This is a genomic window from Desulfoluna sp. CYM3A, from assembly GCF_056829965.1.
Window position 1 is genome coordinate 1,956,272 of record NZ_CP186556.1, and the last position, 16,587, is coordinate 1,972,858.

The 16,587-nt window shown below is 46.0% G+C and carries 22 protein-coding genes; 8 read left to right on the plus strand and 14 right to left on the minus strand.

The window, feature by feature from the left end:
- Positions 1 to 44: 44 nt before the first annotated feature.
- The 6 genes from ACOYW1_RS10090 to ACOYW1_RS10115 are packed head-to-tail and all read left to right on the plus strand — an operon-like array spanning position 45 to position 6,092.
- Complete coding sequence (locus ACOYW1_RS10090) at positions 45 to 1,979, plus strand: bifunctional diguanylate cyclase/phosphodiesterase (RefSeq protein ID WP_482422691.1); 1,935 nt, start codon at positions 45 to 47, stop codon at positions 1,977 to 1,979.
- Positions 1,976 to 2,221 carry a cysteine peptidase family C39 domain-containing protein gene (locus ACOYW1_RS10095; protein WP_482422692.1) on the plus strand — a complete coding sequence of 82 codons (246 nt, stop codon included), beginning with the start codon at positions 1,976 to 1,978 and terminating at the stop codon, positions 2,219 to 2,221. The genes ACOYW1_RS10090 and ACOYW1_RS10095 overlap by 4 nt, the downstream gene beginning before the upstream one ends.
- Positions 2,161 to 3,171, plus strand: coding sequence for an ABC transporter transmembrane domain-containing protein (locus ACOYW1_RS10100; protein ID WP_482422693.1), 1,011 nt, complete (start codon positions 2,161 to 2,163; stop codon positions 3,169 to 3,171). The genes ACOYW1_RS10095 and ACOYW1_RS10100 overlap by 61 nt, the downstream gene beginning before the upstream one ends.
- On the plus strand, positions 3,072 to 4,121 hold the full coding sequence (locus ACOYW1_RS10105) for an ATP-binding cassette domain-containing protein (RefSeq protein ID WP_482422694.1): 1,050 nt from the start codon (positions 3,072 to 3,074) through the stop codon (positions 4,119 to 4,121). Before ACOYW1_RS10100 ends, ACOYW1_RS10105 begins: the two co-directional genes overlap by 100 nt.
- Complete coding sequence (locus ACOYW1_RS10110) at positions 4,122 to 5,498, plus strand: HlyD family type I secretion periplasmic adaptor subunit (RefSeq protein WP_482422695.1); 1,377 nt, start codon at positions 4,122 to 4,124, stop codon at positions 5,496 to 5,498.
- A gap of 36 nt (positions 5,499 to 5,534) precedes the next feature.
- Entirely contained in the window at positions 5,535 to 6,092 is a 558-nt protein-coding gene (locus ACOYW1_RS10115) for a helix-turn-helix transcriptional regulator (RefSeq protein WP_482422696.1), read from the plus strand.
- A 358-nt stretch (positions 6,093 to 6,450) separates the two neighbouring features.
- On the opposite strand, the gene ACOYW1_RS10120 is transcribed toward ACOYW1_RS10115, so the two are convergent.
- Both ACOYW1_RS10120 and ACOYW1_RS10125 read right to left on the minus strand, forming a co-directional pair.
- Positions 6,451 to 6,681: a hypothetical protein gene (locus ACOYW1_RS10120; protein WP_482422697.1), complete on the minus strand. Its 231-nt coding sequence runs from the start codon at positions 6,679 to 6,681 to the stop codon at positions 6,451 to 6,453.
- Positions 6,682 to 6,793: 112 nt separating this feature from the next.
- On the minus strand, positions 6,794 to 7,366 hold the full coding sequence (locus ACOYW1_RS10125; RefSeq protein ID WP_482422698.1) for a macro domain-containing protein: 573 nt from the start codon (positions 7,364 to 7,366) through the stop codon (positions 6,794 to 6,796).
- A 299-nt stretch (positions 7,367 to 7,665) separates the two neighbouring features.
- On the opposite strand from ACOYW1_RS10125, the gene ACOYW1_RS10130 reads away from it, so the two are divergent.
- On the plus strand, positions 7,666 to 8,391 hold the full coding sequence (locus tag ACOYW1_RS10130; protein WP_482422699.1) for a site-specific integrase: 726 nt from the start codon (positions 7,666 to 7,668) through the stop codon (positions 8,389 to 8,391).
- Positions 8,333 to 8,476: a tyrosine-type recombinase/integrase gene (locus ACOYW1_RS10135; RefSeq protein WP_482422700.1), complete on the plus strand. Its 144-nt coding sequence runs from the start codon at positions 8,333 to 8,335 to the stop codon at positions 8,474 to 8,476. Before ACOYW1_RS10130 ends, ACOYW1_RS10135 begins: the two co-directional genes overlap by 59 nt.
- Positions 8,477 to 8,794: 318 nt before the next feature.
- Here the strand turns inward: ACOYW1_RS10135 and ACOYW1_RS10140 are convergent, their stop codons facing one another.
- The 12 genes from ACOYW1_RS10140 to ACOYW1_RS10195 form a co-directional block, all read right to left on the minus strand.
- Positions 8,795 to 9,082 (minus strand): FmdB family zinc ribbon protein, encoded by a 288-nt coding sequence (locus ACOYW1_RS10140; protein ID WP_482422701.1) that lies wholly within the window; start codon positions 9,080 to 9,082, stop codon positions 8,795 to 8,797.
- A 132-nt stretch (positions 9,083 to 9,214) separates the two neighbouring features.
- Positions 9,215 to 9,907 carry a hypothetical protein gene (locus ACOYW1_RS10145; protein WP_482422702.1) on the minus strand — a complete coding sequence of 231 codons (693 nt, stop codon included), beginning with the start codon at positions 9,905 to 9,907 and terminating at the stop codon, positions 9,215 to 9,217.
- Positions 9,908 to 9,997: 90 nt separating this feature from the next.
- Positions 9,998 to 10,546 carry a hypothetical protein gene (locus ACOYW1_RS10150; protein ID WP_482422703.1) on the minus strand — a complete coding sequence of 183 codons (549 nt, stop codon included), beginning with the start codon at positions 10,544 to 10,546 and terminating at the stop codon, positions 9,998 to 10,000.
- Between the two features lie 404 nt (positions 10,547 to 10,950).
- Positions 10,951 to 11,229 (minus strand): hypothetical protein, encoded by a 279-nt coding sequence (locus tag ACOYW1_RS10155; RefSeq protein ID WP_482422704.1) that lies wholly within the window; start codon positions 11,227 to 11,229, stop codon positions 10,951 to 10,953.
- On the minus strand, positions 11,208 to 11,597 hold the full coding sequence (locus ACOYW1_RS10160) for a hypothetical protein (protein WP_482422705.1): 390 nt from the start codon (positions 11,595 to 11,597) through the stop codon (positions 11,208 to 11,210). Before ACOYW1_RS10160 ends, ACOYW1_RS10155 begins: the two co-directional genes overlap by 22 nt.
- Positions 11,598 to 11,848: 251 nt before the next feature.
- A complete protein-coding gene (locus ACOYW1_RS10165) occupies positions 11,849 to 12,274 on the minus strand; it encodes a hypothetical protein (RefSeq protein WP_482422706.1) in 426 nt (141 codons plus the stop codon).
- Positions 12,275 to 13,292: 1,018 nt separating this feature from the next.
- On the minus strand, positions 13,293 to 13,712 hold the full coding sequence (locus ACOYW1_RS10170; RefSeq protein WP_482422707.1) for a hypothetical protein: 420 nt from the start codon (positions 13,710 to 13,712) through the stop codon (positions 13,293 to 13,295).
- Positions 13,713 to 13,851: 139 nt separating this feature from the next.
- The gene (locus ACOYW1_RS10175; protein WP_482422708.1) at positions 13,852 to 14,244 is read right to left on the minus strand and encodes a hypothetical protein; all 393 of its coding nucleotides are present in this window, start codon (positions 14,242 to 14,244) and stop codon (positions 13,852 to 13,854) included.
- A complete protein-coding gene (locus tag ACOYW1_RS10180; protein ID WP_482422709.1) occupies positions 14,189 to 14,452 on the minus strand; it encodes a hypothetical protein in 264 nt (87 codons plus the stop codon). Before ACOYW1_RS10180 ends, ACOYW1_RS10175 begins: the two co-directional genes overlap by 56 nt.
- Positions 14,453 to 14,759: 307 nt before the next feature.
- On the minus strand, positions 14,760 to 15,017 hold the full coding sequence (locus tag ACOYW1_RS10185; RefSeq protein ID WP_482422710.1) for a hypothetical protein: 258 nt from the start codon (positions 15,015 to 15,017) through the stop codon (positions 14,760 to 14,762).
- Between the two features lie 153 nt (positions 15,018 to 15,170).
- Positions 15,171 to 16,028 (minus strand): DUF2971 domain-containing protein, encoded by an 858-nt coding sequence (locus ACOYW1_RS10190; RefSeq protein WP_482422711.1) that lies wholly within the window; start codon positions 16,026 to 16,028, stop codon positions 15,171 to 15,173.
- 153 nt (positions 16,029 to 16,181) lie between these two features.
- A complete protein-coding gene (locus ACOYW1_RS10195; RefSeq protein ID WP_482422712.1) occupies positions 16,182 to 16,493 on the minus strand; it encodes a hypothetical protein in 312 nt (103 codons plus the stop codon).
- Positions 16,494 to 16,587 lie beyond the last annotated feature (94 nt).

Sequence of the window (16,587 nt, forward strand, 5' to 3'; positions counted from 1 at the left end):
AAGCTGAAAGCCGTTGATCCGGAGATCCGTGAAAGGGGAAGGTCATGAGTCTTTTCAAACAGATACAGGTGTTGATAACCGTGGTCCTTGTGGTGATGCTGAGCATTGTCATGAAGATCAACTTTGACCGTGCCCGTGATTTTACCGGGATGCAGCTTTACACCGGCGCGAAAAACACCGCCAATGTCCTGGCCCTGTCCCTGAGTTCCGCACCTTCCGACGCGGGGTTTACGAAGTCGGCTGTGAACGCCATGTTTGACGGGGGATACTACGAACGCATCGAGCTCATCCGGTCAAACGGTGTGCCGGTCTATGAGCGGCATGAGGCCGTGCGCGTGGAAGGGGTGCCTGAGCTGTTTATCCGCATGGTGGCCCTGGACCCGCCGGTGGCCGAGGCCCGTGTCATGAACGGGTGGTCCGTTTTTGGAACCCTCAAGGTGAAAGGGCATCCGGGACACGCCTATCTGCGGCTCTGGGACACCTTCAAGCAGCTCTGCCTCACCTTTGTGCTGGTGGGCGGTGCGGCCCTTTTCGTCTGCTGGGTTATCCTGCGGTATCTCATGAGGTCCCTGACGGACATCCGGCGCCAGGCCGAGGCCATCAGCAACCACGAGTTTATCATCAACAGCAATCTTCCCGGTACCCCGGAACTCAAAGAGGTGGTTCTTGCCATGAACACCATGGTGGAAAAAGTGAAGGCCATCTTCTCACGGAGCCCAAACGATTTGGGACTATCAGGCTCTTCACTTCAAGGACCCCGATACCGGGGTGTACAACCGTTCCTATTTCGTAAAGCAGCTGGGGCATTTTCTGGAGAGCGATTCCGGGGGCTCGGTGGGGGCGGTGATGATTCTCAGCCTCGACGGCATGGAGCGCCTCGGTCTGTCCGGTGGGCATCCGGTGCGTTGCTCGACAGCGGCTGCGGAGATGATCAGTCCGTGCCGCAAAGGTCCCTGAAGCACGCGGGTCGCCCGTTGTCCCACCAGGAGTTCGGCGTGGCCCTTCCAGGGTGTCTTCGGGAAGATGCCCTGGCCGTTTCCGATGCCATCATCAAAGGAGCCCATGCCCTGACCTCCGGCCACCCCACCTTCAAGGGCGAGGTGACCGTCAGCGGAGGGCTGGCAGCCTACGGTGCCGAAGAGCGCGTGGGCAGCATCCTGTCCAAGGTCGATTACGCCCTTTCTGTCTCCAAATCCGGGGCCCCCTGGATGGTGAAAACTTACAGCGGCCGGTCCGCCCCCTGCCTTTCGGGGAAATACGAGTGGAAGCGGATGATCGAAGATGCCTTTGACAGCGGACGGTTTCCTGTGGACTCCCAGGCCGTTGTGTCGGCCGACGGCGAGCTTCATCGGGAGGTGTATGTCTCCATGATGGACGGGGACGGGGTGCTCCACAAGGCAGGGGAGTTCATGCCCATGATTATTACCCTGGGGTATGCGGCCCGACTGGATCGGGTAGTGCTTGATGCCGTGGCAGAGCAGATCGCCCGGGATCGCCACGGGGTTTTCGCCGTCAACCTGACCCGTGAATTCTGCAGGGACCGGGAGTCGTTCCTGTGGCTCCGGCAGTTTCTGTCTGCCCAGCGGCCCGTGCGGCACCGGGTTGTCTTCGAACTTCAGGAGGCGACCCTTCTGAGCTCTCCGGAGATCTGCATGGACCTTGCCGGGCTTTTCCGGGGCATGGGCTACGGGTTCGGCCTGGACCAGTGCACGATGCAGGATGCCACCCTGACCCTTTTGAAAGACCTGAAGCCCGACTACATGAAAGTGGATGCCGATTATCTGGATGATCCAGAGCAGGGTGGGGTGTCGGATGTTGCCCTCAATGCCCTTGCCACCATTGCGGACAGCCTGGGGATCAGGCTCGTGGCATCGAAAATTGAATCAGAGGACCAACGGGAGATGCTGGAGAGGAGGAACATCCGTTTCTTCCAGGGCCGTGCCATCGCCGAGGTCGAACCGTTGGGGAATCCGTCATGAGTTACGATATATCCACAGACCCGGTGATGCAGTGCCTGGTCGTGCTGACAAAGATAAACAACAAACCCGCCTCGGCAGAAGCCCTGGCTCAGGGGCTGCCCTTTGACCCCACGGTGGAGAAGCAGCGGCTCTTCAGCCTGGACAAGGGCAAGTCCAACGTCTCCCGGGCAGCAGCCAAGCTTTGCAGCTACGTCTTCAGAAGCGGTCCCTCTCCGAAATCCCGGCCGTTGTCCTGCCCGTGATCCTGATGCTCAAAGATGACAAGGCGTGCGTTCTGACGCGGATTTCCCACGGCAGCGGTATGGCCGAGATCATCGTGCCGGAGGTGGACGACACCCCCCGGGAGATCGAGATCGAGCGTCTGGCCGAGGAGTACCTGGGCTATGTTTTTTTTCTGAAGCGCACCTATGACGGGGCTTCCGGGGATGATGAAGAGGTGAGACGCCCTTCGGACGGGCATTGGTTTTTCGGGACCATGAAGCGCTTTAAGGGCATCTATGCGCGGGTGCTTTTGGGCACGCTCCTGGTGAACCTGTTTGTGGTGGCAGGGCCCCTGTTTACCATGAACGTCTACGACCGGATCATTCCCCACAACGCCGTGGAGACCCTCTGGGTCCTGGCGTCTGGGATCTGTCTTGTCTATCTCTTTGACCTGGTCATCAAGTGTATCCGCACCTCGTTCCTTGAAACAGCGGCCAAGAAGAGCGACATCATCCTCTCGTCCCTTCTTTTTGAACAGGCCATGAACCTGAAGCTGAAGGAGAGGCCCCGGTCCGTGGGCTCCTTTGCCAACAACATCAAGGATTTTGAAAGCATCCGCTCCTTTTTTACCTCCAGCGCGGTCACCGCGTTCATCGAGGTGCCCTTTGCCGTTCTCTTCATGATCGTCATCTACTCGATCCATCCGGTGATGGCCCGAGTGCCGCTTACGGTCATGGTCCTGATCCTTCTGACGAGTCTTTGCTTGAAAAAGCCCATCTACAGGATCGTGGAAAGCACCCATGAAGCCGCGGCCCGGAAAAACGGGATCCTGGTGGAGGCCCTGGCCAACCTGGAGACCATCAAGGCCTTCAACGCAGGCAGCTCCATGCAGTGGCACTGGGAGGAGAGCACCGGGGATATTGCGACAAAAGGCCTCGATCCCGATCATGTCCGGTTTCTTCTTCATCTCCGTTTTTTTCCGCCTTTCTGACCCAGTTCAGCTCCGTTGCCATCATCGTGGTGGGGGTCTACCTCATCAAAGCGGGCGAACTCTCCATGGGCGGGCTTATCGCCATCAACATGCTCTCTTCCCGCACCATTGCCCCCATGTCCCAGGTGGTGGCGCTGCTTTCCGGGTTTGAGCAGATGCGCGCCGGACTCAAATCCCTCAACGAGTTGATGGACAAGGAAGTGGAGCGTCCCGCAACCAAGCAGTTTGTCCGGCGTCAGGATATCAAGGGCGACATTGAGTTCAAGGACGTGAGTTTTGCCTATCCGGGCGAGCAGATTAATGCCCTGTCGGACGTGAACTTTCGCATCAAGGCAGGCGAGCGGGTGGGGATCATCGGTCAGGTGGGCTCGGGTAAATCCACCATCAGCAAGATCCTCCTTGGATTTTACGAACAAGACCAGGGCTCGGTTTTTGTGGATGGCCTGGATGTCCGGCAGATCGATCCTGTGGACCTGCGGCATCATTTCAGCTATGTGCCCCAGGATGTGGTTCTGTTCTCCGGTACGGTGCGGGACAACATGACCCTGAAATCTCCCCATGCGGACGATCGGGCCATCATCAGGGCGGCCGAAATCGGCAGGGTGAACACCTTTACGGACCGTCACCCCCTGGGCATGGACCTTCAGGTGGGGGAGCGGGGCGCCAGCCTCTCGGGAGGGCAGCGCCAGTCCGTGGCCCTGGCCCGCTGCTTCATCGACGACACCCCTTTGGTCCTGCTGGATGAACCCACCAACGCCATGGATTTCAATACGGAGCTTCAGGTGATTTCCAACTTAAAGCAGGTGACCCAGGGCAAGACCACGGTCATCATTACCCACAAACCCTCGATACTGGAGGTGGTGGACCGCATCATCGTGATGCACAACGGGTCCGTTGCCATGGATGGCCCCAAGGCCGAGGTGCTGGCAAAGCTGGGGGGGGCGCAGTAAATGGCAACCGAAAAGAGTGTGCGGAAACAAGGCGTCCAGGGGCGCCGTCTGTTGGGGCGGTCCGGGCGATACAGCAGCCAGGACATTGAGTTCATGAACAGCTTGAGCGCTGCCGTCCTTGCGGGAAACCCTAAAAAATCAAATTTCTTTTTGTGGATCATTGCCGCCCTGGTGTTTTCCCTTCTCGGGTGGATGAGCGTTGCGCGCCTGGATGAGCGAACCCGCGGCATCGGCAAGGTGATTCCTTCCCGCCAGATCCAGGTGGTGCAGAACCTTGAAGGGGGCATCATCAAGGAGATCAGGGTCCGGGAAGGGGACAAGGTGACCAAAGGGGAGGTGCTCATCGCCATCGACGACACGGGCGTGGGCAGCTCTTACGCGGAGAGCAGCTCGGTGATCAACGAACTCACGGCCCGCTCCGTTCGTCTGGCGGCTGAAGCCGGAATTCTTTCCTTTGAGGAGGGCGTGGCCGAAGCCCAGGAGGTCAAGGACCTGCTTGCAAAGGAGAAGCGCCTCTACGAGACCAACACCCGGCGCAAGCAAAGCGAGATCGAGGTGATGCGCGAACGGCTTCGCCAGCGCGAGATCGAACTGGCCGAAGCAGAGATGAACATCCGCATGCTGGAGAGCAGCACTCAGATGATCGCCCGGGAGATGGAGCTCACGCGTCCTCTGTACAGGAAAGGGCTGGTCTCGGAGCTGGAGTATATTCAGCTCAAGCAAAAATCCCTGGACAGGAACCACGAGCTGGAAAGCGCGCGGAAAAAGGTCGAAACCCTCAATTCCCGTATTGTGGAGGCCAAAGAGCAGAACAGTGAGCTGGAGGCGCGGTTTCGAAGCGAGGCCCAGGAAGAGTACAACAAGGTGATGGCAGAGATCGAGCGCCTCAACCAGAGCCGCCTGGCCATTGAGGACCGGGTTCAGCGCACAAGCGTCCGGTCCCCCGTGAACGGCACGGTCAAGCAGATCCTCATCAACACCGTGGGCGGGGTGGTGAAGCCGGGCATGGACATCCTGGAGATTGTCCCGGATGAAGAATCCCTGGTGGTAGAAGCGAAAATCAAGCCCTCGGATATCGCCTTTCTCTATCCCGGCCTGAAGGCTGTGGTAAAGATCACGGCCTACGATTTTGCCATTTACGGCGGCCTTGACGGCCAGGTGACCCACATCAGCGCGGACACCATCACCGATGACCGAAGGGAAGAGTACTACTTGGTCCGCATCGAGACGGACCGGAACTACCTCGGCACGGACGAGAACAAAAAAGAGATTATTGTTGGAATGACGGGTGGACGTGTAGCGGGCAGCAAAACCGTGATGGCCTATCTGTTGAAACCGATTTTAAGGGCCAAAGAAAATGCGTTGGGGGAGAGGTAGTTCATGATTTGTGTGTGCAGTAGCGATAGCCGGTGGGTGAAATCCCTCGCCGGTCTTCCCCTTGATGACGACAATTTCGTGCATGTGACAGGCCTTGAGGGGCTGTCCGATGTGGAACCGAATTCTGTGAGCCTGCTCCTCATCGACTTGAAATCCTGCGGCGAAGACAACCTGGATGCGGTTGCCCCCCCCATGATTGCCCTTGCCGAAAGGCCTCTGTACGACCAGGGCATGAGGCTCTTGCGGCGCGGTGTCCGCGGCTACGGCAACCGCCACATGCACCGCGAAAACCTGGCCCAGGCCATTACGGCCGTCAAGGAAGGCCAAGTCTGGATGCCCCCTGAGTTCGTGACCCGGATGATCGCCTCCCTTACACCGACATTGCCCGAAAAGGCCTTGCCCGATACCCTGGAGCCCTTGAGCAGACGGGAAGAAGAGGTGGCAGGTTTTGTAGCCGAAGGCCTCTCCAACAAGGAGATCGCCGAAAAGATGGCCATTACCGTGCGCACGGTAAAGGCCCATCTGACTTCGATCTTTGCCAAAACGGGATTTCGGGATCGCCTGGAGTTGGCTGTGAAGATGAAAAAGGGATGATTGGTCTATCGGGTTTGTGAAGGGGGAATTTGCCTACGTAAAAACTGTTTCTCCTGAAGGAAAAGAAACTAAATATGGCTGGAATGATTTGTTCCTCAAGGCGGACAGAATATAAAGCGACTGGAATTGAGAGTCACTTGTGTATCGTGCCATACTCATCTCGCCGATTTATGTAAGGAAAGATGACGAATGTTGGACTATGAATACGGAATGATATCTTGATATTTGGAATACTTCAGATAACGAATAAGGCCGAAAAAGAAGCACGTGGGCCCGGTCGTGAGCACGTGCTTGTTAGCGGATACTTTCCGTCACGTCAGGTTTTTCAAAACAAAGCGCGTTAACAGCGATGGTACCGTCACCTCCAATGAAAAGTTTTGCGCCACTTCACGTTTTCCATTGATAAAAAACCTTTTCGTTGGCTTTCTTGGTCGAACCATCCACCACTTTCAATTTCAAAAAGCCATCCATTTGTTGTGGAACAATGCGGCCAAAATTCTAATAAATCGCCTTCGTCAAGGACTCTAAAGCCGAGGGTGCTATAAAAGGCAATATCGAACCTATAATTATCAACTGATACTGTAATCACAAACGTCTCAGTGTCGAAGTCGATATTGATAACTTCAGAGAGATTACCTATCTCGAGCTGTTCATTTAGCGATCGACTTTTCAATATAACAAAACCTCAGATCTACTTGCCGCTAACATTGCCTCATAGCATATGGTGCTTGAGCTGGGTGAACAATTTTTCTCCATTGATTGAATGCTATAATAATAAATGCCGTCCTCATTTGTTCAGCGGAATCTTCAGGAGAAACCCCACCAATACCACAACCAAATGCTGAACAAACAACATGTTCAAAATTATTTTGTATTGCAACAATCAACGCAGCTCGCAATGCCAAGTACGGGTTGATAGTATTGGGGATATGGCCTGGAATACGCATTGTCGGAGCATATATCAATGCTGGCCTTTTTTTATTTGGATAAACTGTTAGGGCCGCTCCAACGGGTAACTCTCCAAAGAAAGTATCTGTAATGTTTTTCTGGACTAATTTTTGAGCCTCCCCATTAAAACTATCATCTATCGCTTTATCGACTCCACCACCCATATCCCCGAAACTGTTTCCAGCAGTTATAAGAGCATCACACTTGAATTTGGTAATATCCCCCTCAACAACTGAAACTTCATTTATATCCTGAAATTCCGCACTAAATGTATCGAGGACTGATGTATTAAGATCGCATATGGTCAATTTCAAGGGGCTCTTCATACTTGATCCAAATTTTTTTATTATTTTATGTCGTTTGAAAATCATATTTTATATAGCGAGCGCCGCGCTTCATCCGGCGGGCGGGTAGCACGACTGAGCTTGAAATGTGAAAGCCTTCGGCCGACTGAGTTGTGCTCGATCGGTGTTCAATCGTTTGTTCAAGAAAGCTGCTACGCGGCAAATCATTCCTCAACCTGCATATCAAAAATCAATATCCCTGCATACCAGCATATTTAAAACGAAAGAAAAACATCGTAGCCTTCCGGTAACTCAACCAATTCTAACCAATGGAGACTACGATGCACGACTATTATGAAAAATCAATGCGCGCTTTGCAACTGGCAGGTTTGGGAAAGAGCACCCAAAGGGCATACACACGCGCTGTTCGCAAGCTTGTCGATTATTGTGGCAAGACGCCTGAGAAAATCACGGAAGAAGAAATTGAAGCCTACTTTCTTCATCGTCGAAACGTTGACGGGTGGTCCGCCTCCACCATGGGTATCGCCCATTACGGAATCAAGTTCTTCTTCACCAATGTGTTAAAGCAAGACTTCCATCTACTTTTCTTACCTGAAGGCCAGGCGGGAAAAAAACTGCCGTGTATCCTCAGCCGTGAAGAGGTCTTCCGCATATTGAATCATGTGACAACCCCACACAACCTGGCGTTTTATCATACGGTCTATGCATGCGGCCTCAGGTTATCCGAAGGCCTCAATCTCCGAGTTTCAGATATCGACAGCGCCCGAATGATGCTTCACGTCCATCGCGGCAAGGGGGCCAAGGATCGTTATGTGCCTTTGCCGAAACACACACTGGGTGTCCTGAGGCAATACTGGCGTAACCACCGCAACCCCACCCTGATTTTCCCTGCTCGGGGACGTGGGAACACAGAAGCCCCCACCACCGATAAGGTCATGTCCATCGAACTGCCGCACTTCCCGAAAGGCCCGATATGCCGCGGGCATCATGAAACGCAGGGTATCCATCCATACATTGCGCCATTGTTATGCCACCCACCTGCTTGAGGCTGGAGTCAACCCTAAGGTCGTGCAACGTTACATGGGGCATAGCAACCTCGAAACCACCATGGCTTACTTCCATCATTCCTAACAACCAATGCATTCAAGTTATATGGCTTTCTCTCGATATTTCACCATTAACTTTCTCGGTCAGTACCCAGTGATAAATTCACCACGCAAGCATAATGCTTGCGATCGTAATATAGATACCTACGTCTGTACTTTCGCCATCTATGTCCTCCACTTAGGAATACCGACCTGACCCTCTTGTGACTGTAATAGTTCCATCAAAGTCAATATACGTAGGAACACCAATTGCGTCGGCAGTCGTATCAAGGCCGAAATAAATGAAACCAAAGGCTATAATGCTTACCACTAAAGAAATTTTTCCTCTTATGTTTTTCACAACCTAACTTTGCGCTCCTGCTTCATTTTCGGCAGGAGCATTACAGCTTGGACATGAGCCAGATTTAGCGTCAGCATTTGATAATTTACCACCACACTTAGGACACACATACGGCATAAATGCCAATATAATGAGGGCAATTAGCCAAGATAATGCTCCCGCTATTCCCCAGCCGATAGGGTTTAGATTTTTACGTTTGGCAAGAAGGCCAACGACCACTGCCCAAAAAGAGCTGCTATTAGTTTGATTATGATTGGATCCATTGTGTGCTCCTTTTGAAACATAACGCATGCTTCACCCGACGGGTGCTGAAGCACGACAGTGTTTGATATTTGACAACCACTGGGCGACGAATACGACCGAAAAACCGCACTTGCACCCGGTCGGCGTGCAAGTAATTGTTAGACAAAAAACCGTTTCACTCTACGGCTTGCATTGTAGGCCAGTTCCATACTCCAAAATCTCTCCTTTTACGACATCAACCAAAAGCGACATATCAATTGATTTAATATAATATACTTTAAGTACTTCGGGATTTTTTGTACTGCAATCCGCTTGTTCAAAGCCGCCATATTTATTACGCCAAAAAGTAGGTTCCAGTGGGCAGCCATAATATAAATTTGCTTTGGCCCACCCTAAAGCTTCAGCTGCTCTTTTTGCATCATCAGAGCTCTTTCCTGATGCTTCAAGAAAAACAGATGATAATGCTCTTATTGGATCATTAATTTTAGCTTCGCAAGCGATATCCTGATTTTCAGGCAATGATGGAAAGAAGACTACTGATACATCATAATCACCCGTAGGCAGCTTAGAACCTTTTGGAAATGGCCTGTTGGCTCCATCGATAATCACCTTAGCTTGACTGTTCACGACAGGAACCTCCGAGTAGTTCGTGCCGATAAAAACTCCTTCAGGGTTAAGCCCTTTAAGACCGATATTTGCTGATAAAATTGAAGAATCAGGTATGTTCGTCTCAATTTCCACGACAACTGTATATGCCCCAGTAACATAGGCATCAGATCGAATCCAAAAGTCATTGGCCACAGAATGACTTACTTGGCTAAGTAAGAAATATAAAATAAGTAAAAAAATCTTAATTATTTTCATAGATTTCATGGTAGTTGTCTAACGCTATGCATGTGGGGCCGCCGAGCGTAGCGAGGGAACCCGGAGCGCAGCGGAGGGCGGTCCGTTACCATGCATTTGTTAGGCATAGCCCAATTTTTGTATTATTTTAGATTCTGTTTCAATATCAAATACTTTTACAAAAACTTGATAGCTACTTTGCTTGGTTAAAAGCTTCGCAATTATCATTTCTACAAAATCTTGAACTGATACGTAATTTGAGTTTCCACGCTCACGCACGGAGTAGTGAATGTAAATTTTACATGAATCTTTTACAAAGAAGTATTCGAGTTCGTATGTATTCAAGAATTCAGCAAATATATCTTTGTCTTGTACCGGTTTTACAACTATAGGGTTCTTTCCAGTTGGAACTTTCAGTATCGAAATAGAATATTGTGTCCCAATGATTTTAATTGCACCATAGCTGTATGATTTAAAGAGTAATTTGATGATGTACTTGATTCTAACAAGTAGTACATTTTCGAAAACTTTACGAGGTTTAAAAAAATGGAAGACTTTTCGAATCATAGTTACCCTGTTGCCTAACGCATGGCTATGCCGACCCAAAAAGCTGATAGGGACAGCGGTTGAAATTACAAAAGACGTGGCCAGCTTTTTGGGGTCGGCCATGAGCCAATTGTTATGTGCCGATTGCGTATTCTTTATTCAAATTTAGGAGACGATGGCCAACAACTTTTTTGTGATTGATGTCTAAAACAAGAACCATAAATACATTCTTGACATCGGAATTAATCAGTACATGATCAAAGGCTCTCGTCGAGTCGCGCCAAACATAGCTTACACAGCCTTCAGCACAGTCAAAACCATCAAAATCCTCTCTGAATGAATCAAAGTATGGCCAAAAATCGAAAAGAGGCTTTTCGTATTTTGACCAACCCTTTTCATTCGTACAAGAATCAAATTGTATTTCGTCTTCATTTAATGGACATGTCTTTCCCATAGAAAATAGCGGCTTGACCACATAACGCTGCTATTCAGCTGCGCGGCTTTTTGCGTCGGCTGAAATAGCCTTGTTATGCGCTATCTGTAGTAAAAACTTTGAGTTGTTCATCAAATCTTGAATCAAAAGTTCTTATTCCAGCTATTTTAATTTTTTCATCTCGGTTTGGTAATGAAAATGCAAAGAGCTGATTAAAGTATTCAGATACTGTATAAAAACTTTTGCTTATATTTGATGGAATCATATTGAATTCGTCAGAATCGAAAAATAGGCCTTTGTATTTTTTTGAAACTACATTGCTTTCTGGGAACGTTATATCAAGTATTTTATCTAAAAAAATATAATCTCCCAACCATCGAGCAATTCCCTGTGGAGTAAGGATTTGTCATCTAAGCAGATTCTGGAACCGATTTTATTATATGTTTCAATTAGTATGTTAAATTTATCTAACTTAAAGTCTAACCAAGATCTATCACAATCAAGTTCCTGTGAGTTGAACTTAACACAAACAGGATTGTTTTCAGGGAAAACACTTTTATATAAATATCCTTTATCATCGATTTTAATAGCATGTGCAGACTCAAGCATATCTAAGACGTTCATGAATTCTTTTTTATGCTCTATAAAATTTTTAAATGTATTTTGCCTTATAGTTTCTTCTAATTGCAATTTAGTTTGGTTACTTCTGAAAATAGTCGCTCTAAACGCCGCAAGAGCCATCCTCCGCTACCGTACGGATTGGAAGAGAAAATATCTCCAAGAATGTGCTAAAGCATTGTAGTTCAAAACAAACTCTAAGGTTGTTATTCAAGTAAGATTAGAGATATAAGGCCTCCAAGAATGAGGCCTCCCCAAAAACAACTAATAAATAACGGATCTCTGCTTAACTTGTGTTCCATGTGTCCTTATTTACATGCATAACGCTTGGCATAAGGCGCGGCGGCTTTTTGCCGTCGCCCTTTATGCCGTTGTTAGCTTTTTGGGTTGAATTTAAATACTTTTTTGTCAGGTAAATATATTTCACAATTTGCAGCGAAATTTGAACTTTTTGATGTTTTGAAATATTTACAAAATATTGGTTTCTGTTTGTCTTTTTTAAGGCTTGTGTTTATTGCATGGTAACGACAGAGAAAACAGTTTTTTACTCTGATTCCATTACAAAAGGCTCTTTCTGTTTCTTCTACAAAAACAGATGAAGATGCTTTTTGAATTTGAGTAATGTAATTACTTGGGTTGTTTTTTAAATTTTCAAACTCAAAAATTGGAACATTTCCAATTATGCATTTTCCATTTGAAAAAACTGAGAAATAAGTAACATAATAGGGACAACTATCTTTTAAGTTTTGATTTATGGGTCTTGGATTGAAATTATAAAATTTAATTTGGTCATGAGTCACCGATATTGGATCCAAATTTAAAAATTTCTAAGTCCTGCTCATTCTCTATTGAAAATTCAATAATTCTAACACCAGAATTTATTTTTTCAGTTGTAGATTGGTGTGTAACAGCGATCTCGATATACAATTTAATACCTTTTGCTGTATGTAACTGTAAGTCTGGAATTAAGAAGCCATCCTTTTTTTCTTCAAATATTGAAATGAACTGTTTTGTAAGATCGTAAGTTTTTAGTTCTTTGCTTTTTTAACATAAAGTTTGTGTTCTAAATAATGAAGATTACTGGTACTTCGTATTCAATATAAAATGGCAAATTGCTAAAAAGACATTTATTATAACGCTCTATGAAGAGTTTTTTTGCAAGCCTGTGTAAATATGATTGAAAATTACAATCTTGAATGTGCTTGTAGTTTCCCATGCCATCTTTGAATTTCACCCAAAACAGGTATTAGCGGTTTTCCACATCCGATACACGAATAATCTTTTCTGTCATTTTTAGTTATGGAATCAATATAGCACATACCAAATTCGGATAATGCGTATTTGTATTTTATGTGATTTGTTTCCATATTGAGAATGAAAGCTAACGTTTCTATTCAGCCGCGCGGCTTTTTGCGTCGGCTGAAATAGCCTTGTTAAATGGCTATATTTATGAATCATTACCATCAGCAACTAATAACGTTCATCTGGCAGGCGTAATTCCCATGGCTCAAAATGAGTTGCCGAGAAACATTCGATGGCTTTCCCATTTTCTAAAACCAATTGAATATCTAAAGCTACAAAACCAGAGGCTCTTGCGCGAATGATCTTTAATCCTATAAGTGAGTTAAGTTCTGCACCATTTGGATATGACTCTGCTCCAAATTCGATACCTTGTTGTGAGCTGACTCGCCAAGAAGATGAGGTTGAAAATAACCAATTTTTCCCCGAAGTACGCTAAAGCATTCATTTTCCCAAAAGGCATTGTTCTATGGCTAAAGGAAGAAACTGGCTTATTTTATCTATGTAATACGGCAATGTTTAGATTCCCTGGTCATTTAACGCCACGCATGTGGGGCCGCCGAGTGAAGCCAGGGCACTGGCGCGGAGCGCCAGCGATCCCTTACAATGCGTTTGTTGAACTTTTAATGTTTTATCAAAGTATTTGAGTTTATTGCCTTTAGCTTTCTCGATTTCATCAATAGAAACGTGTTGCCCAGAAGCAATTTTTTCAACTATTGGAATAAACCATACGGATTTTGACAATACGAAATGCTCTTTCCATGAAGGAAATAATGCCTTTTTGGCGGAACAATAACATCCATTCAAAAGCCAAGTGTAACCACTCCAAAAATATATAGGCTTTTCCATATCTGGAACATAATGAATTCCATAAGGAAAGGTCGAATTATCTTGGCTCAATCCTTCACCAATTTCATATTTTCTAATTGATTTTTCCATTACCGATTGTTACAAATGCTGAATTCACCGCGAGGGCGGCGCAGACCGACACCGGTGAATAGGTTAAATTGTTTGAAAACCGAAGTCGCTCGCCGAAGAGCAGCTGTAAGCCCGTCCGGTGAAATGACATGTTAGCCACTTATTCGTATCGAATGTTAGCGATTATTTTTTTGTTATTCAGTAGAACTGACTGAGCAAAATCTTGTTCTTTTTGCGTTGGAACTTCCAGTTTTACATCTATATATTTTTTGTTTTTATGCATTAATACAGGGCCTAAAATACTACGGAGTTTCCCATATTCTAATTCAGAGACTGCTTGATTCAATAATTTGCGAAACTCAATCCAGTATTCAGACGTAGGATTATTGTATTTTTTTGCATTGTGTAGATAGTTTCCAAGCATTTCGGCTTTTTTTCGAAGAGATTTTTTTACAGGGGTATATTTTGTTTGTAATAGGATTTCGCTTTTATCAAAGTTATAAATATCTAAAATAGTCTCTTCTCTTTTCTCCAGTGCTAAAAACGGACTCAATATGTTCTTCGCCAGTTTGGCAACTTGCCAACCTTGTTTTTTCTTTTTTGAAATATGTTTCTCTGAACTTCAAGATATTGTTCATTATTTCCGCTTCGACGCCACAACGAAGTTCGAATGCTGCATAAAATAGAGTTTCAAGTTTATTTGCATCTATACATATTTTTGCTCTTTTTAAATAGTCTCTGGAACCAATTTTGTAATCCATAATGATGAGATCCAATGGCTAACGCGTGCTTCACCCAACGGTCAAAGCACGAAAGTGCTTGATATTTGACAACAATCGGGTGACGAAGCAGACTGAAAAAACCGCACTTGCACCCGGTCGGCGTGAAAGCAATTGTTAAATGCCGCTATTCAAATACAAGCTTACCTTTTGAAGACACTAATGTTTGCTTTCGGTTCATCAATGCCAATTACTTGGATGACACTTCTACCGTTGAAAAGGAACAAACCCATATATGATTGGTTAGTTCAACGACAATTTCTGGTAACCGGGACTCGAATGAATCATCTTAGGATAGGCCATTTAACTGCTTAAGGTACTCAGAAAAATCAGGAGTTCTTGACGACCAACTTCCAAATGCAATTTCATGACCTTTTTCTACTCGCCAACTCCACTGGATCATGATAGTGAGTTCGCCTTTATGATTCGTAAGGTTCCCAACTTCTAAGAAGATTGCACTTCCATAGCCCTGCCAGACACGGCTAACGGGTTTACCGAAATATGGATTTACAAACTCTAAAGCTTCTTCTTTTGAGGCTATATTCATATGCAAATTAAGTCATTTAACGATTGAATTCACCGGTGAGGGCGGCGAAGGCCGACAACGGTGGATAGGTAAAAATCGTTCGAAAACCGAAGTCGCTCAACGAAGTGCAGCTGTAGCCCGATCCGGTGTAATGATTTGTTAAATTTGTGATTGTTACCAGTTTTTAAAGGGTATGGTTGATTTTAAAATGTTGAAATCATATTTGTTATGATTTTTCAATATGTTCAAAGGCATTATATTCAAGTTTTTGTTTACACTTGGCCCAATCAGTATTTCCTTAATAGAATTCGATGGAAATGACAAATCGATATATGGAATAAGTAAGTTACCTTTAGATCGAATCTTTACATTTGCGTTATCATCTTTCTCTTTAATATTGATATACCTAATCTCGGATTCTTCACTAAAACTTGGATGCTTTAGTCTTGCCGATAGTTTTGCGAGTTCGTATCTTACAAAGATATGATTTTTTTCTAAATCTAAAGGATGTTTCGTTGGAACATTGGAATAAGATTTGATTGGTAAAACTTTAAAAATGGATTCCCATTCATCTGGAAATGTTAGCTTAACACCAGTTGTTAATTTTTCTACATTAGAACAAAATTCAATAGCCAAATTTTCAACTATTTTTTTCTGTTCGGAATAATCATATACACATTCCATGAGTGAGTTTTGAAAAATAGTATTTATACTTTGGCTGTCAAAGCCGATACAAAATCCACCCTCGTAAGGACAATATCCTCGCCATTGGCTAAGAGTATCTGATTTTTTAGAAAATGAGCATGTATAGACATCATAAATATCGTAGATTTGTCTTACGCAAATATCAAATATTTCTCTGTGTCTATGGACAAGAGCATTATCAATTTGATCAACGGATTCTCTTATGATGTCTTTTGCATATGTATATTCAGTACTATCATTTAAATATTCAAAGTGAGTCGCCCATAGCTTTTGAGAATTTAAAATACCCAACAAACCATCTACTGACGTGTAATGATAAACAATCATAGTTCTCTCGATAAAAATTTAACGCCGCGCTTCACCCGACGGGCGCCGAAGCGCGAAAGTGTTGAAATATGGCGACCGACAAAAGGCGAAACAGCAAGAAAAACGGCGCTTGCGCCCGGTCGGCGTGGAAGCGCTTGTTAGAGGACTGAGTTATCAGGTCATACGCAATAAAAAAATCACGAAAATTAAAGCAATTACAGATAACCAAAAGAATTTTTGAGTTTTTGACGTTTGTTTATCCTCTATTGCCTTAAGTGGTGCAAACTTAACCAAGAAAATGTGAAACAAAACGTACACTACCAGTGCGGCTATGAGCGGCAACCAATTCCAATAATATAATGATGCTATCGCAGCACCAATGAAAATGAAGTGGGATAATGCACCGACTCCCCATAAAATACCGCCACTAATAGATGATGGTTTACCGCATATTCTACACTTAGCAGCAAGGGATGTACCTGCCATAGCTTTTGACCAAACACTTACTCCAGGCTTATTACAGTGTGGACAATTCATAATAGTATTTGTGCCTCTAACGTTTTAAATCAGGGGCGCGGCT

Excerpts from the sequence above, each read along its gene's own strand:
- ACOYW1_RS10090 (WP_482422691.1), top strand. The coding sequence starts at position 45 with ATGAGTCTTTTCAAACAGATACAGGTGTTGATAACCGTGGTCCTTGTG.
- ACOYW1_RS10095 (WP_482422692.1), top strand. The coding sequence starts at position 1,976 with ATGAGTTACGATATATCCACAGACCCGGTGATGCAGTGCCTGGTCGTG.
- ACOYW1_RS10110 (WP_482422695.1), top strand. The coding sequence starts at position 4,122 with ATGGCAACCGAAAAGAGTGTGCGGAAACAAGGCGTCCAGGGGCGCCGT.
- ACOYW1_RS10125 (WP_482422698.1), bottom strand. The coding sequence starts at position 7,366 with ATGAAGAGCCCCTTGAAATTGACCATATGCGATCTTAATACATCAGTC.
- ACOYW1_RS10130 (WP_482422699.1), top strand. The coding sequence starts at position 7,666 with ATGCACGACTATTATGAAAAATCAATGCGCGCTTTGCAACTGGCAGGT.
- ACOYW1_RS10135 (WP_482422700.1), top strand. The coding sequence starts at position 8,333 with ATGAAACGCAGGGTATCCATCCATACATTGCGCCATTGTTATGCCACC.
- ACOYW1_RS10140 (WP_482422701.1), bottom strand. The coding sequence starts at position 9,082 with ATGCGTTATGTTTCAAAAGGAGCACACAATGGATCCAATCATAATCAA.
- ACOYW1_RS10145 (WP_482422702.1), bottom strand. The coding sequence starts at position 9,907 with ATGAAATCTATGAAAATAATTAAGATTTTTTTACTTATTTTATATTTC.
- ACOYW1_RS10150 (WP_482422703.1), bottom strand. The coding sequence starts at position 10,546 with ATGGCCGACCCCAAAAAGCTGGCCACGTCTTTTGTAATTTCAACCGCT.
- ACOYW1_RS10160 (WP_482422705.1), bottom strand. The coding sequence starts at position 11,597 with ATGGCTCTTGCGGCGTTTAGAGCGACTATTTTCAGAAGTAACCAAACT.
- ACOYW1_RS10170 (WP_482422707.1), bottom strand. The coding sequence starts at position 13,712 with ATGGAAAAATCAATTAGAAAATATGAAATTGGTGAAGGATTGAGCCAA.
- ACOYW1_RS10180 (WP_482422709.1), bottom strand. The coding sequence starts at position 14,452 with ATGGATTACAAAATTGGTTCCAGAGACTATTTAAAAAGAGCAAAAATA.
- ACOYW1_RS10185 (WP_482422710.1), bottom strand. The coding sequence starts at position 15,017 with ATGAATATAGCCTCAAAAGAAGAAGCTTTAGAGTTTGTAAATCCATAT.
- ACOYW1_RS10190 (WP_482422711.1), bottom strand. The coding sequence starts at position 16,028 with ATGATTGTTTATCATTACACGTCAGTAGATGGTTTGTTGGGTATTTTA.
- ACOYW1_RS10195 (WP_482422712.1), bottom strand. The coding sequence starts at position 16,493 with ATGGCAGGTACATCCCTTGCTGCTAAGTGTAGAATATGCGGTAAACCA.